Genomic DNA, 26,332 nt, shown 5'->3' on the forward strand with positions numbered 1-26,332 from the left:
TTTTTCAATTGCTAAAAAAAAGTCCCATTCAGAATTACATTCCGAATGGGACTTTTTTATAACCTTAAAAAAATATTATTTTTTAGCAAGTGTCGCGCTCATTTCCATAGAAATTGCAGAACGCTCCATTTTTAATTTTCCAGACATTGTTTCAATTACAACTGTAGTCTCTGCAAGCTCTGAAACTTTACCGTGAAGTCCACTTTTAGTGATGACTTTATCTCCTACTTTTAAAGCGCTTTCAAATTCTTTTTCGTTCTTAGCTTTTTTCTGTTGTGGTCTGATCATAAAGAAATAGATCACTACAAACATTAATAAGAAAGGTGCAAATTGAGTTAACTGTTCCATAATTTTTAATTCTTTTTTTTATTATTAGTGTTACATTAAACCGCGACCGGTTTTATTTAATTTTTTACTGACTTCTAGTTCTTTAACTAAATTATCCAGAATTCCGTTGATAAAAATACTACTTTTTGGTGTAGAATACTCCTTAGCTAGTTCTAAATATTCATTTAGCGTCACTTTTACTGGAATTGACGGGAATTTTAAAAACTCACAAATAGCCATTTTAAGGATAATAGTGTCTACCTCAGCAATCCTATCACTATCCCAGTTTGGAGTTTTGTCCACGAACTCTTTTGCAAGCTCTGCTTCATTCAAAATTGTTTTTCTAAACAAGTCTTTAACGAAAGCTTTATCCTCACTATCCTTGTATACTTTAGGCACGCTAAAGTTATCATCCATAATAGGTTTCATTGCCTTTAACTGCTTAATTATTTGAGTGTTTACCAATGGTATATCATCAATCCAAGTCAGTTTATCGTCTTCCAGATATTCGTACAATTTTTCATTAGGCACAATTACTTCCATAAACAAATCTACAATAAGCTGTTTGTCTTCCTCGAAAGAAGATGCTACGTTACTCATGTAATCTGTGTAAAACTTACTTGTTTTGATAGCGTTAAGCAACAACAAAATATAATCGTCATTCAAAGTCCAAGCGTCAATCTTACGCGTTTCCATAGCGATGCTAAGAGAATTATTTTCGGCAAGAATTTGAAAGATGCTGTTCTTAATAAATTTTTCGTTGGGTTTACGCTCCTCAGGAGTTGCAAGATGCTTAAGACTTGATTTATGTAGAAATTCTGATTCCTTTTTACATATTTCCGTCAAGGAAGAAATCATTGTAAGGTATAAATCTTGAATGTTGTCGATACTATAAAAAAGGAATTTTTCTTCTTTTTCTAGATTATCAGAACCGTTTTGATGCATTGCATAAATGGATTGCATGACTTTAACTCGAATGTGTCTTCTATTTACCACCTTGTAAGAACTTTTATTAAATTAGTTTGCAAAAATAAGCATTTCCTTTTTCAAAATAAAATTAAAACATCAAATAAAGGTTTTGCTGCTAATTTTGTTTCGTTTATACTAAAAAAGTCACAGTTTTCAATGCTATCCTGAAAACTGTGACTCTTAACTTATTAAAAAATAAATTACTTTTTACTGTTCTCTATTTTTCTTTGATCGATGCGGTTTTGAGCAATGGTAAGCGCCGCATGATGCGTCGTAATTCCATTTGCAACAGCATAATCAATAATTTCTAAGGTTGTATTGTAGATGTTTTCTGTTTTGCTCATGATTTCTTCTTTACCGTAATGTGCTAATTCAGCATAAACATTAATAATTCCACCGGCGTTAATCAAGAAATCAGGAGCATATAAAATACCGCGCTCTTGCAAAATCGCACCATGAACATCTTCGTTTGCTAATTGATTGTTAGCGGCACCAGCAATTACTTTTGCTTTTATTTTGTGAACCGTAACGTCATTGATAGTTGCTCCCATAGCACAAGGCGCATAGACATCTACATCTGCTGTGTATAAATCAGCTCCTGTGTAGATGGTAGCATTGTACTTAGTTCCTACTTCATACAGTTTTTCTTCATTGATGTCAGCAATCGTAACAATCGCTCCTTCTTTAGTTAGATAATCAACCAAAGTTTCACCAACGTGTCCAATTCCTTGAACTAACACTTTCTTACCAGCAAGAGAATCGGATCCAAATTTACTTTTTGCAGCCGCTTTCATTCCCATGTACACTCCGTAAGCAGTAACAGGTGAAGGATTTCCTGCTCCTCCTCTTTCTTCAGAAATTCCAGTAACGTAAGGAGTAACGTCGCGAACGATATCCATATCTCTGGTTTCCATTCCTACATCTTCTGCAGTAATATATCTTCCGCTTAAACCATGTACAAATTCACCAAACTTGCGCATCAATTCAGGTGTTTTCTGAGTTTTGGCATCGCCCATAATAACGGCTTTTCCTCCTCCAATATTCAGTCCTGTAATTGCTGCCTTAAAAGTCATTCCACGCGAAAGGCGCAATACGTCATTTAATGCTTCCCACTCATTAGCATAATTAAACATTCGGGTTCCTCCCAAAGCGGGTCCCATAACCGAATTATGAATACCAATAATTGCTTTTAAACCCGTATCTTTGTCGTTGCAAAATACAATCTGTTCGTGATCATCAAATGATAATTGTCCAAAAACGGGATCCATTTTTTGAAGTTCCTTTCCTGTTGTGAAAGTTGCATCCATAGTATTAATTTTTATAGTGATAAAATTATGAATTTGTCAAAAAGACAAGTCAAAATTACACAAAAAATGAATATCTATCGGTATTTTTAATAAAATTTACTAATTCAATAATTTAAGCCTATAAAAGCAAAATTGAGAATTAGTGAAAAATTAAAAAAAATCATAAAATTAAAACGATTACAATACAGAATATCTAAAAAAAATGAAAGAATTACTTTATTTAAACAAATACTTCGTCAAATACAAATACAGTTTTTCACTGGGTATTATCTTCACAATCATCGCGCAAATCTTCATGCTGTTCACTCCTAAATTGATCAGTAGTTCTTTTAAAGTTATTGAAGCATTTTCTAAAGACAAAAACATCTCGGCAGCTGTTATTCGGGAAGAGTTAATTTCGAACATTCTATTAATCATTGCTACCACTATAATTGCTGGTTTCCTGACTTTCCTGATGAGACAAACGCTAATCGTTATGTCCCGTCACATTGAATTTGATTTAAAAAATGAAGTTTTCAGGCAATATGAAAATTTATCGCAAAACTTTTACAAAAAGAACCGTACAGGAGATTTGATGAATCGCATTAGCGAGGATGTTTCAAAAGTGAGAATGTATGTTGGTCCCGCCGTCATGTACTCCATCAATACGATTATCCGTTTTACAATCGTCATTGTCTACATGTACAATGTCTCCCCTCGTCTGACTCTATATACGATACTTCCTTTGCCTCTATTGTCTTACGGTATTTTCAAATTGAGTTCAGAAATCAATAAGAGAAGTACTGTATTTCAGCAATATTTATCGAAAGTATCTAGCTTCTCCCAAGAAATATTTTCAGGTATCCGAGTAATCAAGGCCTATTCACTAGAAGACCAGCACCAAAACAACATGGTGTCATTGGCCAAAGAAAGCAAAAGCAAAAGTTTAAACTTAGCCAAAGTACAGTCTTTATTCGGTCCGTTAATGTTGGCTCTTATAGGAATCAGTAATCTCGTTGTAATCTACTTTGGTGGATTGATGTACATTGAAGGTACAATTAAAAGTATCGGTACAATCGCCGAATTTATTTTGTATGTCAACATGCTTACTTGGCCTGTAGCTTCGCTAGGATGGGTTTCATCTATGGTTCAAGAAGCAGAAGCTTCCCAAAAACGTTTGAATGAATTCCTAAAAATCGAACCAGAAATAAAAAATAAAAACCCAAATAAATCAATCATAAACGGCTCGATTTCATTCGAAAATGTAAGCTACACTTATGAAGACACGAATATAAAGGCACTTAAAGGCATCTCTTTCACTGTAAAGAAAGGGGAAACATTAGCAATTCTTGGAAAAACAGGGGCAGGGAAATCAACCATTCTTTCATTAATTTCACGTCTATACGATGTAACTGACGGAAAAATTACCATTGACAATCAGGAGATTAGTCTTTTAAATCTTTATGATTTGAGAAATAGTATTGGGATCGTTCCCCAAGATGCTTTTCTGTTTTCAGATTCTATAAAGAACAACATAAAATTTGGTAAAGAAGATGCTACTGATGAAGAGGTAATCGCTGCTGCAAAAAGTGCGGTGGTTCATGATAATATCGTAGGATTCAACAAACAATACGACACCGTTTTAGGTGAACGAGGGATTACACTTTCAGGAGGGCAAAAACAGAGAGTATCTATTGCCAGGGCGATTATTAAAAACCCTCCAATCTTACTCCTTGACGACTGTTTATCAGCTGTTGACACTGAAACCGAGGAAACAATCTTGAATAATCTAAACGAAATCTGTAAAGACAAAACAACTATTATTGTGAGTCATAGAGTTTCCTCTGCTAAGAATGCTGACAAGATTATTATTATCGATGAAGGTAAAATTATTCAACAAGGATCTCATAACCAGTTAGTAAATCAAGAGGGCTATTATGCCTCCTTATATTTAAAACAACTTTCAGAAAAAGAATTGCAGTAATTGTTGTTTAATACATATATTTTTATGATTTTTGGTTACGATTTAACAACCATAAATTGAGAGAAAGGATTATGAGAGAAAATGACATGTTAGAAAAAGAAGAGATATTTTCTAAAGTTTTACGTGCTGGAAGAAGAACCTACTTCTTTGACGTAAGAGCGACAAAAGCAGATGATTATTATATTACGATTACTGAGAGCAAAAAATTTACTGAAGAAGACGGATCGTTTCACTTCAAAAAGCATAAAATATATTTGTACAAAGAAGATTTTTCTGCTTTCGCCGAAATTCTTGGCGATATGACTTCTTATGTTTTGAACCACAAAGGCGAAGAAGTAATTTCAGAAAGACACCAAAAAGATTTCAAAAAAGAATATGCTACTGAAAAAGTAACCGCAGACGAAGCATTGCCAAATATATCTAGTTTTACAGATATTGATTTTGATGACATTTAATTTATAATTCTAAATTAAATACTTTACTTAACTAAGCAAGAAGTCCAAAAATCAGATGGTTTTTGGACTTTTTACATATTTACAAAACCCATTTACAACTTAAAATATAAGACATGCAGGAGATTTTAATGAAATACACAGACAAATACGCTGAACTTATTATCCCATGGCTATTAACCAGCGGACTTAAAATCGTATTTATTGTTATAGGCTCTTTAATTCTAAATAAGGTTATTATAACTTTTATCGAAAAAGGAGTAAGAATTGCTGTAAGACCTGACGGGATTTCTTCGAAAGATGCCGAAGAAAAAAGAGAGAACACACTAATCCAGATATTTACTACTACTTCTAAAATTGGCTTAATGACCATTGCGGGTTTGATGGTGCTTCAAGAATTTGGAGTCGAAATTGCTCCTATTTTGGCAGCAGCCGGAATTGTGGGACTGGCATTTGGTTTTGGAGGTCAATACCTCATCAGAGATATTATTTCTGGTCTTTTTATTATTCTTGAAAATCAATACCGCGTTGGTGATATTGTAAATTTTGACAATGCAGGAGGTACCGTTCAAGAGATCAGTTTAAGAAAAACTACTTTAAGAGACTTAGACGGAACCGTTCACCACATTCCTCACGGAGAAATAAAAAAAGTATCAAATCTTTCCAAAGATTTTTCCCGTATTAACTTAGATATGGGCGTTGGATATAGTTCGAATTTAGAGCATGTTATCACAGTGATTAATAAAGTAGGGAACGAAATCGCTAATGACCCTTTATGGAAAGACAATATCATACTGGCCCCGCAGTTCTTAAGAGTAAATGATTTTGCTGATTCTTCGATTATGCTAAAAATATTAGGCGAAACATTACCAAGTAAACAATGGGAAGTAACTGGAGAACTTCGTAAAAGACTAAAAGTTGCCTTTGACGATGAAGGAATAGAAATTCCATTTCCACAAGTAGTGATGCACCGACCAAAAGGTGTTGAAGAAACTACCGTTAAAAATGACACAAACGAAATTCAAAAGTCGTAATCGCATTCCTTTAGGAAGGTAATTTGTTCCAATAAAAGCATTATTATAAAAGTCTGAAAGTCATATGATTTTCAGACTTTTTATTTACATTTATAGTGTATAATTATCAATCGATCCTATTTTGAAAAACATCAGCCGCACCGTCTGGATTTTGTCTCTAGTAAGCTTATTTACCGATACGGCCAGTGAGATGTTATATCCTATCATGCCCATTTATTTAAAGTCAATAGGTTTCTCCATTGTACTTATTGGGATTCTTGAAGGTGTTGCAGAAGCTACTGCGGGATTAAGCAAAGGCTACTTCGGAAAACGTTCTGATGCGACTGCGAAAAGAGTTCCGTTTGTACAACTAGGTTATGCATTCAGCGCCATTTCAAAACCCATGATGGCATTGTTCATTTATCCGCTTTGGATTTTCTTTGCGCGAACCATCGACCGTTTTGGAAAAGGAATCCGAACCGGAGCAAGAGACGCTATCCTCTCTGACGAAGCCACTCCGCAAACGAAAGGGAAGATATTTGGTTTTCATCGTTCCATGGATACACTGGGCGCTGTATTAGGTCCGTCATTAGCCCTACTCTTCCTCTACTTCTATCCTGAGAACTATACTACCTTGTTTTACATTGCGTTCATTCCCGGACTTTTGGCTATAGCCGCAACCTTTTTGTTAAAGGAAAAACAAAGCACAATTACTACCGATAAAAAAGCAACTCCTTTCTTCTCGTTTTTAGGCTATTGGAAAGCAAGTCCTCCTATGTACCGCAAAGTCGTTATCGGACTTTTAGCTTTCACTCTATTTAACAGTTCCGACGTTTTCCTTCTACTTAAAGCCAAAGAATCTGGATTAAGTGACACATTGGTTATTGGTGTTTATATTTTTTACAATCTCGTTTATGCCTTATTTGCTTTTCCAATAGGAATATTGGCTGATAAAATTGGTTTAAAGAAAATGCTGATTTTCGGGATAAGTATTTTCTCGATTGTCTATTTTGGCATGGGATTCAAACAAAACATTTATGTTTTCGCTGGAATTTTTGCGCTTTATGGAATCTATGCGGCAGCAACCGAAGGTGTCTCCAAGGCGTGGATCAGCAATATTTCGAACGAAAAGGATACTGCGACTGCTATCGGTACCTATTCTGCTTTTCAAAGCTTTTTCACCATGCTCGCCAGTTCCATGGCGGGATTGATTTGGTACCAGTTTGGCGCGGACACCGCTTTTCTGGTAACTGCATTTGCCAGTATTTTAATTGGTCTTTATTTTATTTTCATGACCACCGAAAAAGTCTAATATCAATATCTTGCCCTGATTATACTCATTTGTATCATAATCCATAGCCTACGGTACTTATATTATCCCTAAAAATCTTATATTTGAGTAGCAGTATTCATTCTCGAAACTATGTCAATAAAAATTAATATTCCCGAAAATATCGTAGGCTTAACCGATGCGGACGTTCAAGCTTCTAGAGACAAATTTGGGCAGAACAAACAAACTCACAAACAACAACACAAATGGTGGATAGCCCTATTTGACATGTTCAAAGAGCCCATGTTACTATTATTAATAGCCGTTGCTATCATTTATTTTATCATGGGACAAAATAGTGAAGCCTACTTTATGCTGGCTGCTATAGTTGCCGTCTCTGGAATTTCTTTTTATCAGGACAACCGCAGTCGGATTGCAATGGAATCTTTAGAAAAACTAAATGAGCCGCTGAGCACGGTCTTACGAAATGGAGAACCAACAAGAATTCCCACTGCCGAAATTGTCATCGATGATCTAGTAATCGCTCAGGAAGGAAACACGATCAATGCGGATGGAGAAATCATACACAGCAATGATTTTTCTGTTAATGAATCCCTACTGACTGGCGAACCCTATGCTGTTTTCAAATCAGAAAAAACGGAGTTGAAATCTGTTTTTAGCGGCACCTTGGTAGCCTCTGGCTTAGCGGTTTACCGAGTAACTAAAATTGGCCTTAATACCGAAGTTGGAAAACTAGGTACTTCGTTACAAAACATCAAAGAAACACCTACACCATTACAAGTTCAGATTCAAAAATTTGTAAAAGTGATGGCCATCATGGGTATTGCTGTTTTCCTATTGGTTTGGGGCGTTTATTTTTGGAAAACACAAAATATCTTAACCAGTTTACTAAAAGGACTGACCCTGGCAATGTCCATTCTTCCCGAAGAAATTCCAGTGGCATTTACAACTTTCATGGCCTTGGGATCCTGGCGATTAATGAAAGAAGGTGTTATAGTCAAAAAAATCAGAACTGTAGAAACCTTGGGGAGTGCCACCATCATTTGTACGGATAAAACAGGAACGCTGACACAAAACAAAATGAGTCTGCAATCCGTATACGCTTTTAGCACCGACAAACTATACGAAAAAGAGCAATGGGATACAGAAGAGGCCAAAAAAGTTATTGAAATAGCAATGTGGGCAAGCGAACCTGTGCCTTTTGATCCAATGGAAAAAACTTTGCATAAGGAATATACAAGAACCACAACCAACGATAGCCGCAGACAGTTTTCCATGGTACATGAATATCCGCTTGACGGAAAACCGCCTATGATGACGCACGTCTTTGAGAATAAGGAAGGCAAACGTATTACTGCTGCCAAAGGTGGCCCGGAAACCATTATAAAAGTATCAAACCTCAACACGGAGCAAAAAAACCAAATCCAGGACACAATAATTACATTGGCATCCAAAGGGTATCGTATCCTTGGCGTTGGATACTCTGATTATACAGAAAGTAGTTACCCAAAAGACCAACAGGAATTACCCTTTCATTTCGTGGGCTTGGTGGTTTTTTACGATCCTCCTAAAGCAAACATACAAAGCGTAATTCAACAATTTTATGAAGCTGGTATACAGGTAAAAGTGATAACAGGAGATAACGCGCTAACTACAAAAGCCATTGCTGAAAAAGCAGGAGTTAAAAATGCCGATAGCGTAATGGAAGGTGAAGAGTTCATGAAACTGAATGAAGTCGAAATGCTAAAAGCCATTCATGGTACAACTCTTTTAACCCGCATGTTTCCAGAAGCAAAACTAGCCGTTGTTAATGTCTTAAAAAAAGACAAGCAAGTGGTGGCAATGGTTGGCGATGGTGTAAATGACGGACCTGCATTGAAAGCTTCCAATATAGGTGTTGCAATGGGAAAAAAGGGAACTGAAATTGCAAAAGATGCCGCAGATCTGATTTTGGTTGATGATGATTTATCAAAAATGATTATTGCTGTTGCAGCTGGACGTCGCATCTATTCCAATCTTAAAAAAGCAATACGCTATATCGTTTCCATTCATATTCCAATAATACTAACAGTATCCTTACCCTTATTTTTGGGTTGGATTTATCCCGATATTTTCACACCTGTTCACGTTATTTTTTTAGAATTAGTAATGGGCCCCATGTGTTCCATTGTGTATGAAAATGAACCTGCCGAAAAAAATGCTATGCAACAAGCACCTAGACCAATAGCCAGTACTTTCTTATCGCTAAAAGAATTAGGAATAAGTATCGTACAAGGAATTGGGATTACCATAGGAGTTTTATTTGTGTACCAATTAACCATACAAAATGGAGGCAACGAACAATTAACACGAACTATGGTATTTACCACTTTAGTTTTTTCGAATGTGATTCTGTCCTTAGTCAATCGTTCGTTTTACTATTCTGTTTTTTCCTCTTTGAAAAACAAAAACAATATGATGGTGATTGCCAATTCGCTGACCTTATTATTCCTTGCCTTGATTGTATACATCAATCTAATTGCCCGTTTCTTTGATGTTCTTCCATTGCAGTTGCACCAAATTGCGATTTGCGCTGGGGTAAGTGGCGTATCGGTACTTTGGATTGAAATCTGGAAATGGACTAAGCGAAAAAACAACACACAACCTAACGAAATATAAAAATCATGAAAAACCCAATAGTATCTGTTCAATGGCTCAAGGAACATCTTGAAGATGCAGACTTAATTATACTTGATGCCTCTCAAAAAGCAAATCAAAACAAAGACGAATCTCCATTTGAAGATGTTCAAATAAAAGGAGCACGCGTTTTTGATATTAAAAATGATTTTAGTGATACCACAAATCCATTACCCAATACACTACCAAATGCTGATGCTTTTGCAAAAGCGGCCAAAAAACTAGGTATTAATAAAGACAGTAAAATTGTAGTTTATGATAGCTTAGGAATATATACGAGTCCGCGAGCTTGGTGGTTATTCACCATTATGGGACATGATAATGTCTGGGTTCTTGATGGCGGTCTTCCCGCTTGGGCAAAAGAAAATCTTCCAGTTGAAAAACCCGAAAAAAGAACGTATCAAGTTGGGAATTTCGAATCTAAATTCAAACCAGAAATGGTGAAAACCACAGAGCAAATTCTAGCTAATATCGATTCAAAAGAAGCAGTTTTGATAGATGCACGTTCCAGTGATCGTTTCTCAGGAGAAACTAAAGAACCAAGAGCCGGATTACGCAGCGGACATATTCCTAGTTCAATTAATATTCCGTACTCCAACTTATTAAGTGATGGAAAATTTCTATCCAAAGAAGAATTGACTAAAATACTACCGCAACAAAATAACGCTTTATACTTTAGCTGTGGCTCTGGCGTAACGGCTTGTATTGATTTGATAGCCTACGAACTTATTGGAGATACGAACCCAAAAGCGGTTTATGATGGTTCATGGACTGAATGGGGACAAAACGGAAGCTTACCAATTGAATAATAAAATAAAACTATGAAAGAAGAATATAAGCTAGATAATCCCGTTTGGTATTCCTTGGCGGAAAGCCATAAAAACCTAGCATTTAATTACAATACAACCCGTTTTTATAATCCCGAATATTGTGCTTTTGGCGCGTTTAATGAACTCTCTAATAATGAAGATGATTTATTGGCTTACGCCAAATTAGTCCCTTCTTTTTTTATATTTGGCTCCAAACCAAACCTACCTAAATCACTACAGTTTAAAGACGAATTGTTGTGTTTACAAATGATCGTTAGTGATAAAATCAAATTGACTTATACTGACGAAATTGTAAAATTAGACGGAAGTCATAGACCCGCACTTTTGGCATTAGTAAAAATCGTTTACCCAGAATATTTCAAATCTAAAACTGCTGATTTAGGTAATTATTACGGTATTTTTAAAAACAACCAACTCGTAGCCATAACGGGGGAACGCATGCAAATGGATGATTTTATAGAAGTGAGTGCCGTTATTACACATCCAGAACACACAGGAAAAGGCTATGCGAAACAACTTGTGGCGTACACTGCCAATGCTATTTTGAAGCAACACAAAATTCCTTTCTTACATGTTGCCGCAGCTAATATCGGCGCCGTAAAATTATATGAAAAATTAGGTTTCATAACTCGAATAAAAATGAGCATCTGGCAAATCGCACAAGAAAGCTAGACTGGAATTACGATATGGTTTTTAAAATCCTCTAATCACTGTTCTTTTTCTAAATTCGGCACCGTTGAAACGTACTAAATATTAAATACTTTGAAGTTATGAAAAGCATAAAAACCTTCTTTTTTCCTTTCTTATTAATTCTTCTTTTTCTTTCCGCCTGCTCTTCGAAGCACCTTTCTACCCGCGAAAAAGAGTACACTTATACTATAGATGACCAAGCATTGTATGATGAAATTGTCAGTATGGACAGTACTTTTTTTCGAGCTTACAACAGCTGCAACATGGATGCGCAGGCTACAATATATGCGGATAGTCTAGAGTTTTATCATGATAAAGGAGGATTGATGACTTCAAAGCGAGAGCTTCTGGACGCTACGAAAAGAAATATCTGTGGCAAAGTAACCAGAGAATTAGTAAAAGGAAGTATTGAAGTATATCCCATCAAAGATTATGGCGCAGTAGAAATAGGACTGCATAAATTCCATAACAATCAAGAGCCATCTGGAACACCATCAAAACCCAGTAAGTTTATAATAATATGGCAGTACAAAAATGCCAAGTGGCACATTACAAAAGTAATTAGCCTGCATTAACATTCATATAATTGAAGGTTTAATTATATAAATAATACCCTTTAATAGAAGCAAGTATTATAATGTTTACTATGTTTTACAATCAAAGGGAAATATGTACTTGTTAACCGATTCGCAGTCCATTTTCAATTTTAAAGTCGGGAGCCAACAGAATCACATCTCCTTCTTCTCCGACAGCGCCAAGAACGAGGCATTCGCTCATGAACTTGCCAATTTGCTTTTTTGGAAAATTAATTACGGTAACGATCTGACGGTGGAGTAAATCGGTCTTAGAATAGCGTTTGGTAATTTGTGCCGAAGTTTTTCTCATCCCAATCGTTTCTCCAAAATCGATGGTGAGTTGGTAAGCCGGTTTTCTAGCCTCCGGAAAATCATTAACTTCCACGATAGTACCCACGTACATTTCCACTCTTTCAAATTCTTGCCATGTTAAATTATTCTCCATCATAAATTATATTTTTATTCCAATGCGTTATAAAAACTAAAAATAATCATTTAAGACTAAAAGCAAACCTTTTTCCTTAACTTTAAGCCTGTAATCTAAAACAATACTAATCAATGTCACGAACTCCATCAAATATGACTGCTTTAGGAACGAAAGCGCCCGAATTTTACTTGAAAGACATGAAGTCCGGAACAGAGTCGTTTTCTTTTGCCGATTTAAAAGGGGAAAAAGGAACCTTAGTACTATTCATGTGCAATCACTGTCCGTTTGTCCTTCATGTAATTGAAGAGGTCGTTATGATTGCTAATGACTATCGGGTTCAAGGACTTGGGGTTATTGCCATTTCGAGTAACGATGTAGTGAATTATCCACAGGATTCGCCAGAACTCATGACGGAATTTGCTTTTGAAAATAATTTTGAATTTCCTTATTTGTATGATGAAACACAGGAAGTAGCCAAAGCCTACCAAGCCGCCTGCACTCCTGACTTCTTTTTATATGACAGTCAGGACAAATTAGTCTATCGCGGTCAACTGGATGACAGCAGACCTGGAAACGGAATTCCCTTAAGCGGTAGCGATTTGCGCGGCGCAATTGACAGCGTTGTGTACAACCGTACGCTGAATCCCGAGCAGAAACCGAGTATTGGATGTAATATTAAATGGAAATAAGGTTAGAGTAAAACACATAGTCACTTCTACTACTTTTAGCATGGAAATTATAAAAATGACCGGAAGAAAATATCTCCGAAAAGCAATGTGATACTTGGCAACAGTTTTCTTTTACAAATCACTATTCAAGTCAAACTGACTAATAAAAACATTTTATCGCATAAAAAAACCCAATTATCTAAAATGATAATTGGGTTTTTATATTTAGTACAAAATTAAAACTTCATTGTTCTAATTTCATAAATCGTACCTTATTTAACGTCCATTAATTCTACGTCAAAGATCAAAGTAGCGTTTGGTGGAATTGCTCCTCCAGCACCACGAGATCCATATCCTAAATGAGATGGGATCACGAAACGTGCTTTATCACCTACACGCAATAAAGCGATACCTTCGTCCCATCCTTCAATCACATTCCCTTGTCCTAATGGAAATTCAATTGGTTTTTTTCTTGGATATGAACTATCAAAAACTTTTCCGTCAGGAAGTTGTCCAGTATAATGTACAGAAACTGTTTTACCATTTTCTGCTTTTTTACCTTCTCCTTTTTGGATGAATTGGTAACGTAACCCGCTTTCCGTTTTTTCAAACCCAGCAGCCAGTTTTTCCATTGCAGCTTCAGCATCTGCTTTCAAAGCGATATCACGTTTGTTACGTGCTCCCTTAAAAGTAATAAAAGATTCAATAGCATTCCATTTCTCTGCTTCTTCTCCTACTCTTACGATTTCAACACTTTCCAAAGCGTCCCCTTGAGCAATAGCGTCAACAACATCTTGTCCTTCTACTACATGTCCAAAAACAGTATGCTTACCGTCTAACCAAGAAGTAGGAACGTGTGTAATGTAAAATTGAGAACCATTTGATCCAGGACCTGAATTAGCCATAGCTAATATTCCCGGTTTGTCATGTTTTAAACTTGGGTGAAATTCATCATCAAATTTATATCCAGGGTCACCAGTTCCAGTTCCTTGTGGACATCCACCTTGAACCATAAAATCAGGAATCACTCTGTGGAATTTCAATCCGTTATAAAATTTTGTTCCTTGTGGCTTTACTTTATTTTCTAAGTTTCCTTCAGCTAATCCTACGAAGTTACCAACAGTTCCTGGTGTTAATTCGTGCTCTAATTTTACTAAAACCGACCCCTTTGCAGTGTTGAATTTAGCATATATTCCATTTTCCATTGTTGTATAATTTTTATTGAAGTGCAAATTTACGAATTAATTTTTTATTCATTGATGCTTTCTAATGCTTTCCGTTTTGATTTATAGGTATAAGCATACACTGACAACGCTAATGCTGATAATAACAAACAGCCTAAGCTTACCGCATGCCAGCCACCAAATTGCCATAAAAACAATCCAAAGGCCGAACCCGCTGCTGTTCCTAAAAAGCTAAAAGACATAAATACGGTATTCATACGGTTTCTCGCTTCCGGCATTATCGAATAAACGCGAGTTTGATTAGATATATGGACTCCTTGTAAACCAATATCTATAAATATAATTCCGAAAATGATTCCGATGACACTCGTTCCTGAGAAATAGAAAACCATAAAACTGAAGGCGATCAATATACAACCGTAACCTACCGCAACTCTAGAACTCCCCTTATCCCCTAGCTTCCCAACCAAAGGAGCTGCCAAAGCTCCGGAAGCCCCAACGATTCCGAATAAACCAATAGTCGCACTGTTAAAATTAAACGGTTCTGCCGAGAGTAATAAAACCATCGTGGTCCAGAAAGCCCCAAATTGAGCAAAACTAAATACATTAATCAAAGTAGCCTCTCGTAACAAAGGTTGTTCTTTAATTAAAGTAAAAAGCGAACCAATCAGTTGCCCGTATGAACCATTAAAAACAGGTTTATTATAAGGGAATTGTTTCTTTATGATAAAAAACAATAGCAAACACAATCCTGAGGCAATCCAAAACATGGCGCGCCATCCTAAAACCTCGCCTATAAAACCACTTAATGTTCGTGATAATAATATTCCTACTAATAGTCCGCTCATGATTGTACCTACTACTTTACCTCGTTCTTCGGGAGCGCTTAATGACGCCGCAAGCGGCAAAATAAGTTGCGGAACGATAGATGTGATTCCGATTAAAAGCGAGGCAATTTCTAAAATAAGATAACTTTGCGCTGTGGCGGCAATAATTAAAGCAATTACAGAAGCAAAAGTGGTATATAAAATTTGTGTTTTACGTTCTAATTTATCTCCCAACGGAACCATAAAAAACAAGCCAATAGCATAGCCAGCTTGAGTAAGATAAGTTATTGTTCCTGCATCGGCATGAGCAATTTTAAATTCGTCTGCTATTAAAACTATTAAGGGTTGGCAATAATACAAATTCGCTACTATAAGTCCCGTAGCCGCTGCCATGAACAAGACATTTTTCTTTGATAAATTCATCGCGCAAAATTACGTTGTGTATTTAGATTATTGTTCTAAACAAAAGATAATTTTAACATAAAAAAACTACTTTTATTGATTAAAATACCCCCAGAAGATTTTTACTTTTGAGGGTAATAAATAAAACTTTGACCAGATTATACCGGAGGGATTTGAACAAAATTATAAATTTGTTTGGTATTATTTCTGAATCGCATCAAGTGCTGCCAAAATATCATCAGCTTCAGCTCTATTTCTATATTCAGCATCTAAAAACGTGTACACAATTTTTCCTTGTTGATCAATTACATATGTAGCTGCTAAAGGCAACTCATCTGATTCGTCACCGTTATATCCATGTAAATCAAACCCCTTTTGGTACGAAGCCGCTACATCATCAGTCAATTTAAAAACGATACCATATTCCTTCGCTACTTTATTCCCCACATCACTCAATACTTGAAATTGTAATTCGTGCTTTTCTACCGTAGACATTGATTTGTCAGGTAACTCAGGCGTTAAAGCCAATAAATTAGCTCCTTTTAACTGAATGTTTGGCAATTGCTCTTGCAAATAATGCAAAGTCATATTGCAATAAGGACACCACCCGCCACGATACCAAGTTAAAACAACTGGTCCTTTTTTAAGATAATCACTTAATTGCACTTCTTTTCCTGTAGCGTTAGTTAGGCTAAAGTTAGGTGCCATATCATGATTTTTCTTAGCGTTTATAACCACATTTTGACGTGTCACGTCAGCAATTCCTTCAGCGTATATTTCTTTAATTTGTTCTGGCGCCTTTGCTTCCCATGCGTTTTTTGCATTATCTAAAGTTGCTTGTAGACCGTTTGTTAATTTTTCTGTACTCATAATGTATTGTTTTATTAATTAGGATAAATTTACTCTCATCCGTACTATTCTTATTTTGCAATTTTACTTTACTTATTATTTCTCTAGAAAATCAGCTAGAGGCTGAATAAATTTGTCAAAACTTTCAATATGTGGCATGTGCCCAATATTAGGTATCTCAACAAGTTTTGAATTTGGTATTTTCTTTTGTGTTTCTTTCCCTAGAACGGAGTATAACCCCATTGTTTTTCTAACCTCTTCACTTACTAATGGCTTTCCTAAAGCAGTTCTATCTCTGGTTCCGATAATCAAAAGTGTTGGCGCTTTTATGTTTTGGAATTCATAAACAACAGGCTGTGTAAAAATCATGTCATAAGTCAGGGCTGAATTCCACGCTATTTTTTTAAAATCAGAATTTAAAGTCCAACCAGCCAACAGATTAACCCATTGATCATATTCAGGTTTCCATTTACCATCGTAATAACTATCTAATTGGTATTTTTTGATTCCAGCATAACTCTGTTTCAATTCATTTTGATACCACCAATCTACATTTTGATATGGCACTTTAAGTTTCCAATCTTCTAATCCTATTGGGTTTTCAAGAATTAATTTCTCTGTAATTTCAGGATAAAGTAATGCAAAACGAGTGGCAATCATTCCACCCATAGAATGTCCTAAAACAGCTGTTTTTTCAATCCCGAGTGTATCTAAAATTTGTTTTGTGTTTTGTGCCAGTTGTTGAAAAGTATATTGAAAGTGATCTGGTTTTGTTGATTTTCCAAAACCTATTTGGTCTGGTACGATTACTCGGAATCCTTTTTTAGTTAAAGCAGCAATAGTCGTTTGCCAATAGGCTCCGTTGAAGTTTTTTCCGTGAAGCAAAACAATATTTTTTCCGTTATAATTGTCTGGCTTCACATCCATATACTCCATTTTGAGTTCTTGCTGTTGGACTTTTAGGGTAATAAAATGAACTGGATATGGATAATCATAATTGCTCAAATTCAAATCTAACCATTTTAATTGGTCTTGTTGTGCAAAGGAAAACAGAGTTATAAAAAATAGTGGAAGAATAAATTTGAATTTCATTTTTGGCCTTTTAAACGTTTATTTTGATGAAATGTAAATTTAGACATAAAGAATTTTGTATGAAAAATATTAAGGAAACTTTATAATTTAATAACCCAACTCGCAGTGGAGGCAGCTCCGCAAAAAAAAATGGCATCCGTTACGAATGCCATTTTGATTGGTAAATTAAAATACGATTATTTATCTGAAAGCCCTGCGTTTCTTAAATAAGGTTCGATTTCCATATCGTGTCCTATGAATTCTTTGAAGGCTTTATTTAAATCTACACTATTCCCAACTGATAAGATGTATTTTCTAAAACGTTCACTATTTTCTCTTGTTAAACCACCGTTTGCTTTCATCCAGTCAAAAGCATTATAATCTAGAGTTTTAGACCAAGTATAAGCATAATATCCTGCAGAATAACCTCCACTCCAAATATGAGCAAAATAAGGCGTATGGTATCTTGTAGGCACTTCGCTTACTAACAATCCGTATTTTTGAAGTGCTTCGTTTTCAAAAACTAAAGTAGGTTTAAAGTCAGCTTCGTTCTCTACACTATGCCAGTTCATGTCTAATGTTGATGCCGCCAAAAGCTCAGTAACATCATATCCTTTGTTAAACGTTTCTGCCTTTTTAATTTTATCAATTAACTCTTGAGGAATAACCTCTTTAGTCTCATAATGAAGTGCATAATTTCTTAAAACCTCTGGATCTAAAGCGGCATGCTCATTAATTTGAGAAGGAAATTCTACAAAATCACGTGGCACAAAAGTTCCAGAAAGACTGGTGTAGTTTTGATTAGCAAATAGCCCGTGTAATGTATGTCCGAACTCATGGAACATAGTGATTACGTTATCAAAACTAATTAAAGAAGGAGTTCCGCTTACTGGTTTTGCAAAATTATAAACGTTAACAATTACTGGTTTTTGTTTTAAATAATGAGATTGACTTACAAAGCTATTCATCCAAGCACCTCCATTTTTATTATCTCTTGTATAGAAATCTAAATAATATATTGCCATTGATTTCCCATCATTGTCAAAAACCTCATACGCAACAACATCTGGGTGATATACAGGTAAGTCTCTACGTTGCTTAAAGGTAATTCCATACATTTTCTGGGCTGCAAAAAACACTCCTTTTTCTAGGACCGTTGTCAACTCAAAATAAGGTTTAACTTGACTTTCGTCCAAATCATATTTAGCTTTACGAACTTGCTCCGAATAAAAATTCCAATCCCAAGGTTCCAATTTAAAACCCCCATTTTGAGCATCAATTAAATCTTGAATTTCTTTTGCTTCTACTTTTGCTTTCGCAACCGCTGGAGCAGCTATTTTCGCTAACAAATCCATAGCTCTTGCTGGTGTTTCAGCCATTTGATCTTGTAGCTTCCACTCAGCAAAATTCTTTTTCCCCATCAAGTTCGCTTTTTGCAAACGCAATCTGGCCATTTTTTCTAATACCTCACGAGTATCACCATCGTCATTCTTTTCAGCACGCATCCAAGACGATTTGAATATTTTTTCCCTAGTTGCTCTATTGGTTAGGCTTTGCAAAACTGGTTGTTGGGTTGTATTCAATAATCCTAATAAATATTGTCCGTCATGACCTGCCTCAGTTGCTTTAGCTTTTGCAGCAGCAATTTCATTAGTACTCAAACCATCTAAATCCTTAACATTATCAAACAAAACAGCACCATTTTTACGGGCAATCAATAATTTAGTACCGAAAAGCGTACCCAAACTGGCTAGCTCTTCATTGATTTTTTTCATTTTGTCTTTATCGGCATCCGATAAATTAGCACCAGCTAATTCAAATTTTTGCAAATAATACTGAGTCAATTTTTTATCTTCTCCTTTTAAAACTGCTAGATTCAGTGCTTTGAATCGTTTGTACAACTTGCTATTTAAATATATTTTATCATTATGCCCCGAAAAAATAGGCGCATATTCGGCTTGTAAAGCTTGCAAAGTTGGGTTAGTATTAGAACCCGTTAAGTTATAAAAAACACTCATTGCTCTTTTTAAATCAATTCCCGAAGTTTCTAAGGCTAGTACAGAATTTTGAAAACTAGGTTTAGCAGGACTATCTGCAATTGCCATTATTTCTTTATCGTGAACTCCTAAACCGTACTCAAAAGCGGGTTTAAAATCCGTATCTTTAATTAAATTAAAAGGGGGCGCTTGATACTGCAGCGTACTTCTTTGTAAAAGAGGATTTGTCATTTTAACCGAATTATTTTGTGCCTGAATCGTGTTTGTTTGTAATGAAGCCGCAAAAACAAGAATTGCGCTTGCCAGATTAATTTTTGAAAAAAATTGCATATTTTAAGATTTATTAATTTCTAGCCATAAAAGTAGTTAAAAAAAACAGTTACTAAAACGATCGCGTAACTATTGTTGGTCGTTGTTGAAATACAATCTAATAGCCCCGCTACAAGTAAAAATCCATTCCTCCATTTCTTTAAAAAGGGAAAACATTACTCCGCCATACTTTTCCTTTTATAGGAGTTCAGCGAATTTCATTTACAACGAATAGCTGGATTAGCTCCTGAAAAAAAACTTTGTACCTTTGCGCCTTCAAACTTAGATATAAAATCATGCGCATTGATATTGTTACCGTTTTACCTGAATTGCTAAGAAGCCCGTTTGAGGCTTCCATTATGAAACGTGCTATTGACAAAGGATTAGTGGAGGTTCATTTTCATAATTTACGGGACTACACAACCAACAGACAAAAAAGTGTTGATGATTACCCTTATGGCGGTGGTGCCGGAATGGTAATGACAGTGCAGCCGATTGACGCCTGTATTACCCATTTGAAAAGCGAAAGAACCTACGACGAGATCATCTATATGTCGCCTGACGGAGAAACGCTAAATCAGAAAATGGCAAACACAATGTCCATGTATGAGAATATTATCATCTTATGTGGCCATTATAAAGGAGTGGATCAGCGCGTGCGTGACCATTTTATCACTAAAGAAATCTCTATAGGTGATTATGTTTTATCAGGAGGAGAATTAGGTGCATTAGTATTGTCAGATGCTTTAATCCGATTGATTCCAGGGGTTTTGAGTGATGAAACCTCAGCATTGACAGACAGTTTTCAAGACGGCTTATTGTCGGGACCTATATATACCAGACCCGCGGACTATAATGGATGGAAAGTTCCTGAAGTATTAACCAGCGGTAATTTTGCCAAAATTGACAAATGGCGCGAAGACATGGCCTATGAGCATACTAAAACGAGACGTCCAGATTTGTTAGAAGAGTAGTTTTTTTTGTTTAAAGTTCAAGGTTTACACTTGTTTCATCAGAACGATTCAACTTTAGACTAAAAAAAACTTTATACTTTAAACTTTTTTAAGTACTTTTGCGCCCACTTTAGACTAACCTCTGGCGAGATCCGCGTATGTTGCTCTGATTCACAACCATAATTAAAATTATCATGGCAGATTTAATGAAATTCGTTAAAGACGAATTAGTAGTAAGAAAAGATTTTCCTGTATTCGGAGCTGGTGATACTATCACTGTGTACTACGAAATTAAAGAGGGTGAAAAAACTAGAACTCAGTTTTTCAAAGGAGTTGTTATCCAAAGAAGAGGATCTGCTAACACAGAAACTTTTACTATTCGTAAAATGTCAGGTGCTGTAGGTGTTGAGCGTATCTTCCCTGTAAACTTGCCAGCTTTACAAAAAGTTGAAATCAACAAAAAAGGTGCAGTTCGTAGAGCTAGAATTTTCTACTTCAGAGAACTTACTGGTAAAAAAGCAAAAATTAAAGACAAAAGAAGATAGTCAAATATCTCTTTATCATAAAAGTCCCAACACTGTTGGGACTTTTTTTATGCCTTTTTTTAAAATCTTAAACACTGTCCAATCAATAATAAAAATAACATTTTCAGACGAACACGTTAGTTATCTGAAAAATCATATATTTCTGTGTCAAACCGAGTCAATTTTCAGTCTGATTTTCTTATATTTGCTACGCTTAATTTTAAGCAGACCATACATTTGACATCCTTGTTAATCAAGGATACGATTATAAAAATAAAAAAATGACACAAAAATCAAAGATTGTTTACACATTAACTGATGAGGCGCCTTTGTTGGCAACTTATTCTTTTTTACCAATTGTACAAGCATTTACTGCAACAGCAGGTATTGAAATGGAAACAAAAGACATTTCACTAGCCGCTAGAATTTTATCTAACTTCCCTGAGTTTTTAAATGAAGACCAAAAAGTAGAAGATTCTTTATCTGAACTTGGAAAACTAGCTACTTCAGCTGAAGCAAACATCATTAAATTACCAAATATTTCTGCATCTGTGCCTCAATTAAAAGAGGCTATTGCTGAATTACAAAAACATGGTTATAAAATACCAAATTTCCCTGAAGACCCTAAAACCGACGCAGACAAAGAAATTAAAGCCAAATATTCAAAAGTATTAGGTTCTGCAGTAAACCCAGTTTTGCGTGAAGGAAACTCTGATCGTAGAGCTCCTAAAGCGGTTAAAAACTTCGCAAAAGCACATCCTCACTCAATGGGAGCTTGGTCTGCTGATTCAAAAACAAAAGTAGAAGCTATGAAAAGTGGTGATTTTTACGGAAGTGAACAATCGCTAACTACTACTGAGGCTACTGACGTAAAAATTGAATTCGTAGGAAAAGATGGCACGACTACTGTTTTAAAAGCAAGTACTCCACTTAAGGCCGGCGAAATAATTGATAGTTCAGTAATGAACTTAAAGTCTTTAAAAAGCTTTGTAGCTAGTGCAATTGCAGAAGCTAAAAAAGAAAACGTTTTGCTTTCTGTACACTTGAAAGCAACGATGATGAAAATTTCAGATCCAATTATTTTTGGTGCTATTGTTGAAGTTTTCTTTGCAACCGTATTCGAAAAATATAAAACTTTATTTACTCAATTAAACATTGACACCAGAAATGGATTAGGTGATGTTTATGCAAAAATTGCAGGTCAGCCCCAACAAGCTGAAGTAGAAGCTGCCATCAATCAAGCAATTGAAAATGGTCCTGGTTTAGCCATGGTAAATTCAGATAAAGGAATTACAAACCTTCACGTTCCTTCAGATGTTATTGTAGATGCTTCTATGCCTGCAATGATTCGTACTTCTGGGCAAATGTGGAATGCTGCAGGAAAATTACAAGACACTATTGCTTTGATTCCGGACCGTTGTTATTCTGGCGTTTATGAAGCAACTATTGATTTCTGTAAAAAGAACGGCGCTTTTGACCCAACAACAATGGGAAGTGTACCAAACGTAGGTTTGATGGCACAAAAAGCAGAAGAATACGGATCACATGATAAAACATTCCAAATGACTGGAGACGGCGTTGTTCGCGTTGTTGACACAAAAGGAAACGTTTTAATGGAACAGCCTGTTGAAGAAAAAGACATCTTCAGAATGTGTCAGGCCAAAGACGCTCCAATTCAGGACTGGGTAAAACTAGCCGTAAACAGAGCTCGTGCTACAAACGTACCTACTATATTCTGGTTAGACGAAAACAGAGCACATGATAGAAAAGTAATTGAAAAAGTAGAAAAATATTTAAAAGATCACGATACAACTGGTTTAGATATCCGTATTTTAAATCCGATTGAAGCAACTATTTTTACTTTAGAAAGAACTAAAGAAGGATTAGATACTATCTCTGTAACAGGAAACGTTTTACGTGATTATTTAACTGATTTATTCCCTATCCTTGAATTAGGAACTTCAGCTAAGATGTTATCAATCGTTCCATTAATGAATGGTGGTGGTTTGTTTGAAACTGGTGCTGGTGGATCTGCTCCAAAACACGTTGAGCAATTCACTTCTGAAGGTTATCTACGTTGGGATTCTCTTGGAGAATTCTTAGCTCTTGCAGTTTCATTAGAACATTTAGGTTCTGTTTATAATAATCCAAAAGCATTGGTTTTATCAGAAGCCTTAGATCAAGCTACAGAGAAGTTTTTACAAAACGATAAATCTCCGGCTCGTAGAATTGGACAAATAGACAACCGTGGTTCTCATTTCTATTTAGCAATGTATTGGGCAGAGGCTTTAGCAGCTCAAACCAAAGACACGGAATTACAAGCTATATTTGCTCCTATTGCAAAAGAACTGGAAGAAGACGAAACAAAAATTAACTCTGAATTAATTGGAGCGCAAGGAAAACCACAAGATATTGGTGGTTATTACCAGCCTAATCCTGAATTAACAAGCAAAGCAATGCGTCCTAGCGCAACATTTAATGCTGTTTTAGCTAAAATTGCTTAATTAACTCACGATACATTATACTTTAAAAGGCAACCCGCAACGGTTGTCTTTTTTATTATTAATATTTTTTTAACCTTTGTTTAATCGAATTTCACTTATCGTTACACCAAATTTGCAATTCTAAATATATAGTATGTTTTTCAAGAAAATTATCGTCTTAATTGTCGGGTTCTTATTTACGCTCTCCTCCTATTCCCAAGAGAAATTTACACTTAGCGGCGTAATTACAGATATAAAAAATAACGAAACACTTATTGGTGTGAATGTTTACATTCCTGAAATCAAGTCAAGTACTACAACAAATGAATATGGCTTTTATTCGATAACTCTCCCGGCAGCTACTTACACAGTTTTAATTAGCTACATCGGGTTTCAGATTGAATCTCAAAAAATAGAATTATCTGAAAACAAAAAAATGAACTTCAGTCTATATGAAAGCGGTGAAATGCTTAAAGAAGTAATCATTACCGATAATAATCCTCGTAGCGCTATTCGCTCTCCAGAAATGAGTCTCAACAAGCTTTCCATTTCCGCGATCAAGAAAATGCCAGTTGTCCTTGGTGAAGTCGATGTTCTAAAATCACTCTTACTACTTCCTGGAGTAACAAATGCAGGCGAAGGAGCTTCTGGATTCAATGTACGTGGTGGTGGTGCAGATCAAAATCTGATTTTACTAGATGAAGCTACTATATTTAATTCCTCCCATGTTTTTGGTTTTTTCTCTGTTTTTAATCCTGACGCCATCAAAGATTTAAAATTATATAAAGGAGGAATTCCAGCTAATTTTGGAGGTCGGGTTTCTTCTGTTTTAGACATTTACCAAAAAGACGGAAGTAGCAAAGGATTTCACATGAATGGCGGTATAGGATTAATCTCGTCCAGGCTTTTACTTGAAGGACCATTAGTAAAAGACAAAGGCTCCTTCTTGATAGGCGGTCGAAGTTCTTATGCTCATTTATTTTTAAAGCTTTCTGAAGATCAAAAAGATAATTCCGCTTATTTTTATGATTTAAATACTAAAATGAGTTATAAATTGAATCCAAATAACAACTTGTTTCTATCGGGATATTTTGGACGTGATGTCTTTTCATTAAACAAAAGTTTTACCAATATTTATGGTAATTCGATATTGAATCTAAGATGGAACCACCTTTTCTCAGACAAACTATTTTCAAACCTGTCCCTTATTTATAGCGACTATTACTATGGATTGGATTTGGATTTCGTTGGATTCAAATGGGATTCTGGTATTAAGAATTACAATATAAAATACGATTTTAAAAATTACATTTCTGATAAATTTAAATTGAACTATGGTGTAAACGCCATCTATTACGATTTTAATCCAGGAACCATAAAACCATCTAATAGCGACTCAGGAATCAATTTCGACCAATTGGATAAAAAATATGCATTTGAACCCTCTGTCTATATTAGTGCGGTTCAAGAAGTTTCAAAAAGGCTTTCTCTTTCCTACGGACTTCGATACAGCCAATTTTACAGATTAGGATCATCTACAGTGAATATTTATGAAAACGACAGCCCTCTAAATTTCAATACAGATTTACAGATTTATGAAAAGGCAACACCTATAGGAACAAAATTCTACGACAAGAATGAAGTAATTCAAAGTTACAATAATCTGGAACCTAGATTTTCAGCTTCTTATCAGCTAAACGATGCTCAATCGATAAAAGCGAGCTATAATAGAATGACTCAATATTTACAATTAATCTCTAATACATCATCGCCAACTCCACTAGACGTATGGATGCCTAGTGATAATTTTATAAAACCACAAATTGCAGACCAAGTCGCTATTGGTTATTTTAGAAACTTTAAGGATGATAGCTACTCACTGGAAGTAGAAACCTACTACAAAGAGGTCAAAAATAGATTGGATTATATCGATGGTGCTGATCTAATTGCAAACAAAGCCATTGAACAAATAATTTTGAACGGGCAGTTAAGATCTTATGGATTAGAAATTATGCTTCGCAAAAACGAAGGGAGATTAAACGGATGGATTTCCTACACTTTATCAAAATCAGAGCAACAAACTCCTGGAAGAACGCCAGAAGAATCAGGTATAAATGGAGGTAACTGGTACAATTCAACTTATGACAAACTACATAACGTTGCGGTTACTGGTTCTTATAATCTAAATGAGAAATGGTCTTTTGGAGCTAACTTTGCACTTCAAACTGGACAACCGGTGAGTTATCCAAACGGTCAATATGAATACCTAGGAATTACGGTTCCAAGTTATGGATTAAGAAATGAAAACCGACTTCCTACCTATCATCACCTTGATATTTCTGCCACCTTGACTCCGAGAAAAAACGAGGGCAGAAACTGGAAAGGAGAATGGGTTTTTAGTATTTACAATCTATACAACAGGAAAAATGCCGCTTCCATTAATTTTAGAAGAAATGATGATACCGGAAACAATGAAACTATAAAAACTTCTATTTTCGGGATGGTACCCGCAGTTAGTTACAATTTTAAATTTTAAGACCCCTAA

General features: G+C 35.5%; 22 protein-coding genes. 13 read left to right on the plus strand and 9 right to left on the minus strand.

The genetic code is table 11. The annotated features are described in order from the left end of the window. Positions 1–75: 75 nt before the first annotated feature. The 3 genes from yajC to AAC069_RS07160 form a co-directional block, all read right to left on the minus strand. Positions 76–348: a preprotein translocase subunit YajC gene (gene yajC, locus AAC069_RS07150; protein WP_091090549.1), complete on the minus strand. Its 273-nt coding sequence runs from the start codon at positions 346–348 to the stop codon at positions 76–78. 30 nt (positions 349–378) lie between these two features. Then, positions 379–1,290 carry a transcription antitermination factor NusB gene (gene nusB, locus AAC069_RS07155; RefSeq protein WP_339919840.1) on the minus strand — a complete coding sequence of 304 codons (912 nt, stop codon included), beginning with the start codon at positions 1,288–1,290 and terminating at the stop codon, positions 379–381. Positions 1,291–1,496: 206 nt separating this feature from the next. Continuing rightward, complete coding sequence (locus AAC069_RS07160) at positions 1,497–2,603, minus strand: Glu/Leu/Phe/Val dehydrogenase (protein ID WP_339919792.1); 1,107 nt, start codon at positions 2,601–2,603, stop codon at positions 1,497–1,499. 202 nt (positions 2,604–2,805) lie between these two features. Between AAC069_RS07160 and AAC069_RS07165 the strand changes: the two genes are divergently transcribed. From AAC069_RS07165 to AAC069_RS07200, 8 genes are all read left to right on the plus strand, one after another. Beyond that, on the plus strand, positions 2,806–4,566 hold the full coding sequence (locus AAC069_RS07165) for an ABC transporter ATP-binding protein (RefSeq protein ID WP_339919793.1): 1,761 nt from the start codon (positions 2,806–2,808) through the stop codon (positions 4,564–4,566). A gap of 71 nt (positions 4,567–4,637) precedes the next feature. Further along, a complete protein-coding gene (locus tag AAC069_RS07170; RefSeq protein ID WP_091090563.1) occupies positions 4,638–5,021 on the plus strand; it encodes a PUR family DNA/RNA-binding protein in 384 nt (127 codons plus the stop codon). A gap of 113 nt (positions 5,022–5,134) precedes the next feature. Next, positions 5,135–6,052 (plus strand): mechanosensitive ion channel family protein, encoded by a 918-nt coding sequence (locus tag AAC069_RS07175; RefSeq protein WP_339919794.1) that lies wholly within the window; start codon positions 5,135–5,137, stop codon positions 6,050–6,052. A gap of 121 nt (positions 6,053–6,173) precedes the next feature. Continuing rightward, positions 6,174–7,343, plus strand: a complete 1,170-nt coding sequence (locus AAC069_RS07180; protein ID WP_339919795.1) for an MFS transporter — start codon at positions 6,174–6,176, stop codon at positions 7,341–7,343. A 111-nt stretch (positions 7,344–7,454) separates the two neighbouring features. Further along, positions 7,455–9,980 carry a cation-translocating P-type ATPase gene (locus AAC069_RS07185; RefSeq protein ID WP_339919796.1) on the plus strand — a complete coding sequence of 842 codons (2,526 nt, stop codon included), beginning with the start codon at positions 7,455–7,457 and terminating at the stop codon, positions 9,978–9,980. A 5-nt stretch (positions 9,981–9,985) separates the two neighbouring features. Then, on the plus strand, positions 9,986–10,807 hold the full coding sequence (locus AAC069_RS07190; RefSeq protein ID WP_339919797.1) for a sulfurtransferase: 822 nt from the start codon (positions 9,986–9,988) through the stop codon (positions 10,805–10,807). A 12-nt stretch (positions 10,808–10,819) separates the two neighbouring features. Then, the gene (locus tag AAC069_RS07195) at positions 10,820–11,500 is read left to right on the plus strand and encodes a GNAT family N-acetyltransferase (protein ID WP_339919798.1); all 681 of its coding nucleotides are present in this window, start codon (positions 10,820–10,822) and stop codon (positions 11,498–11,500) included. Positions 11,501–11,598: 98 nt separating this feature from the next. Next, positions 11,599–12,093 carry a nuclear transport factor 2 family protein gene (locus tag AAC069_RS07200; protein WP_339919799.1) on the plus strand — a complete coding sequence of 165 codons (495 nt, stop codon included), beginning with the start codon at positions 11,599–11,601 and terminating at the stop codon, positions 12,091–12,093. Between the two features lie 103 nt (positions 12,094–12,196). Here AAC069_RS07200 and AAC069_RS07205 read toward each other — a convergent pair whose 3' ends face one another. Beyond that, positions 12,197–12,538 carry a tRNA-binding protein gene (locus AAC069_RS07205; protein ID WP_339919841.1) on the minus strand — a complete coding sequence of 114 codons (342 nt, stop codon included), beginning with the start codon at positions 12,536–12,538 and terminating at the stop codon, positions 12,197–12,199. A gap of 113 nt (positions 12,539–12,651) precedes the next feature. On the opposite strand from AAC069_RS07205, the gene AAC069_RS07210 reads away from it, so the two are divergent. Further along, positions 12,652–13,209, plus strand: coding sequence for a thioredoxin family protein (locus AAC069_RS07210; RefSeq protein ID WP_339919800.1), 558 nt, complete (start codon positions 12,652–12,654; stop codon positions 13,207–13,209). A gap of 251 nt (positions 13,210–13,460) precedes the next feature. Here the strand turns inward: AAC069_RS07210 and AAC069_RS07215 are convergent, their stop codons facing one another. From AAC069_RS07215 to AAC069_RS07235, 5 genes are all read right to left on the minus strand, one after another. Beyond that, positions 13,461–14,393: a peptidylprolyl isomerase gene (locus AAC069_RS07215; protein WP_091090594.1), complete on the minus strand. Its 933-nt coding sequence runs from the start codon at positions 14,391–14,393 to the stop codon at positions 13,461–13,463. 44 nt (positions 14,394–14,437) lie between these two features. Beyond that, positions 14,438–15,592 carry an MFS transporter gene (locus AAC069_RS07220; protein ID WP_339919801.1) on the minus strand — a complete coding sequence of 385 codons (1,155 nt, stop codon included), beginning with the start codon at positions 15,590–15,592 and terminating at the stop codon, positions 14,438–14,440. Between the two features lie 210 nt (positions 15,593–15,802). Further along, positions 15,803–16,471 (minus strand): peroxiredoxin-like family protein, encoded by a 669-nt coding sequence (locus AAC069_RS07225; protein WP_339919802.1) that lies wholly within the window; start codon positions 16,469–16,471, stop codon positions 15,803–15,805. Positions 16,472–16,546: 75 nt separating this feature from the next. Then, entirely contained in the window at positions 16,547–17,542 is a 996-nt protein-coding gene (locus tag AAC069_RS07230) for an alpha/beta hydrolase (protein WP_339919803.1), read from the minus strand. A gap of 176 nt (positions 17,543–17,718) precedes the next feature. Beyond that, positions 17,719–19,848 (minus strand): M3 family metallopeptidase, encoded by a 2,130-nt coding sequence (locus tag AAC069_RS07235; RefSeq protein ID WP_339919804.1) that lies wholly within the window; start codon positions 19,846–19,848, stop codon positions 17,719–17,721. Positions 19,849–20,123: 275 nt separating this feature from the next. Between AAC069_RS07235 and trmD the strand changes: the two genes are divergently transcribed. The 4 genes from trmD to AAC069_RS07255 all read left to right on the plus strand — a co-directional run bounded on the left by trmD (position 20,124) and on the right by AAC069_RS07255 (position 26,323). After that, positions 20,124–20,801: a tRNA (guanosine(37)-N1)-methyltransferase TrmD gene (gene trmD, locus AAC069_RS07240; RefSeq protein WP_091090612.1), complete on the plus strand. Its 678-nt coding sequence runs from the start codon at positions 20,124–20,126 to the stop codon at positions 20,799–20,801. 173 nt (positions 20,802–20,974) lie between these two features. Further along, positions 20,975–21,325 carry a 50S ribosomal protein L19 gene (gene rplS / locus AAC069_RS07245; RefSeq protein ID WP_091090614.1) on the plus strand — a complete coding sequence of 117 codons (351 nt, stop codon included), beginning with the start codon at positions 20,975–20,977 and terminating at the stop codon, positions 21,323–21,325. 260 nt (positions 21,326–21,585) lie between these two features. Further along, complete coding sequence (locus tag AAC069_RS07250) at positions 21,586–23,808, plus strand: NADP-dependent isocitrate dehydrogenase (protein ID WP_339919805.1); 2,223 nt, start codon at positions 21,586–21,588, stop codon at positions 23,806–23,808. 133 nt (positions 23,809–23,941) lie between these two features. Next, on the plus strand, positions 23,942–26,323 hold the full coding sequence (locus AAC069_RS07255) for a TonB-dependent receptor (RefSeq protein ID WP_339919806.1): 2,382 nt from the start codon (positions 23,942–23,944) through the stop codon (positions 26,321–26,323). The last annotated feature ends 9 nt before the right edge of the window (positions 26,324–26,332 follow it).

It is taken from the genome of uncultured Flavobacterium sp. (assembly GCF_963974175.1).
In the GTDB taxonomy this organism is placed as follows: Bacteria; Bacteroidota; Bacteroidia; order Flavobacteriales; family Flavobacteriaceae; genus Flavobacterium.

Coding starts and splice junctions, on each gene's coding strand:
- yajC (WP_091090549.1), bottom strand. CDS start 348: ATGGAACAGTTAACTCAATTTGCACCTTTCTTATTAATGTTTGTAGTG.
- nusB (WP_339919840.1), bottom strand. CDS start 1,290: ATGCAATCCATTTATGCAATGCATCAAAACGGTTCTGATAATCTAGAA.
- AAC069_RS07160 (WP_339919792.1), bottom strand. CDS start 2,603: ATGGATGCAACTTTCACAACAGGAAAGGAACTTCAAAAAATGGATCCC.
- AAC069_RS07165 (WP_339919793.1), top strand. CDS start 2,806: ATGAAAGAATTACTTTATTTAAACAAATACTTCGTCAAATACAAATAC.
- AAC069_RS07170 (WP_091090563.1), top strand. CDS start 4,638: ATGAGAGAAAATGACATGTTAGAAAAAGAAGAGATATTTTCTAAAGTT.
- AAC069_RS07175 (WP_339919794.1), top strand. CDS start 5,135: ATGCAGGAGATTTTAATGAAATACACAGACAAATACGCTGAACTTATT.
- AAC069_RS07185 (WP_339919796.1), top strand. CDS start 7,455: ATGTCAATAAAAATTAATATTCCCGAAAATATCGTAGGCTTAACCGAT.
- AAC069_RS07190 (WP_339919797.1), top strand. CDS start 9,986: ATGAAAAACCCAATAGTATCTGTTCAATGGCTCAAGGAACATCTTGAA.
- AAC069_RS07195 (WP_339919798.1), top strand. CDS start 10,820: ATGAAAGAAGAATATAAGCTAGATAATCCCGTTTGGTATTCCTTGGCG.
- AAC069_RS07200 (WP_339919799.1), top strand. CDS start 11,599: ATGAAAAGCATAAAAACCTTCTTTTTTCCTTTCTTATTAATTCTTCTT.
- AAC069_RS07205 (WP_339919841.1), bottom strand. CDS start 12,538: ATGGAGAATAATTTAACATGGCAAGAATTTGAAAGAGTGGAAATGTAC.
- AAC069_RS07210 (WP_339919800.1), top strand. CDS start 12,652: ATGTCACGAACTCCATCAAATATGACTGCTTTAGGAACGAAAGCGCCC.
- AAC069_RS07215 (WP_091090594.1), bottom strand. CDS start 14,393: ATGGAAAATGGAATATATGCTAAATTCAACACTGCAAAGGGGTCGGTT.
- AAC069_RS07220 (WP_339919801.1), bottom strand. CDS start 15,592: ATGGCAGCGGCTACGGGACTTATAGTAGCGAATTTGTATTATTGCCAA.
- AAC069_RS07225 (WP_339919802.1), bottom strand. CDS start 16,471: ATGAGTACAGAAAAATTAACAAACGGTCTACAAGCAACTTTAGATAAT.
- AAC069_RS07230 (WP_339919803.1), bottom strand. CDS start 17,542: ATGAAATTCAAATTTATTCTTCCACTATTTTTTATAACTCTGTTTTCC.
- AAC069_RS07235 (WP_339919804.1), bottom strand. CDS start 19,848: ATGCAATTTTTTTCAAAAATTAATCTGGCAAGCGCAATTCTTGTTTTT.
- trmD (WP_091090612.1), top strand. CDS start 20,124: ATGCGCATTGATATTGTTACCGTTTTACCTGAATTGCTAAGAAGCCCG.
- rplS (WP_091090614.1), top strand. CDS start 20,975: ATGGCAGATTTAATGAAATTCGTTAAAGACGAATTAGTAGTAAGAAAA.
- AAC069_RS07250 (WP_339919805.1), top strand. CDS start 21,586: ATGACACAAAAATCAAAGATTGTTTACACATTAACTGATGAGGCGCCT.
- AAC069_RS07255 (WP_339919806.1), top strand. CDS start 23,942: ATGTTTTTCAAGAAAATTATCGTCTTAATTGTCGGGTTCTTATTTACG.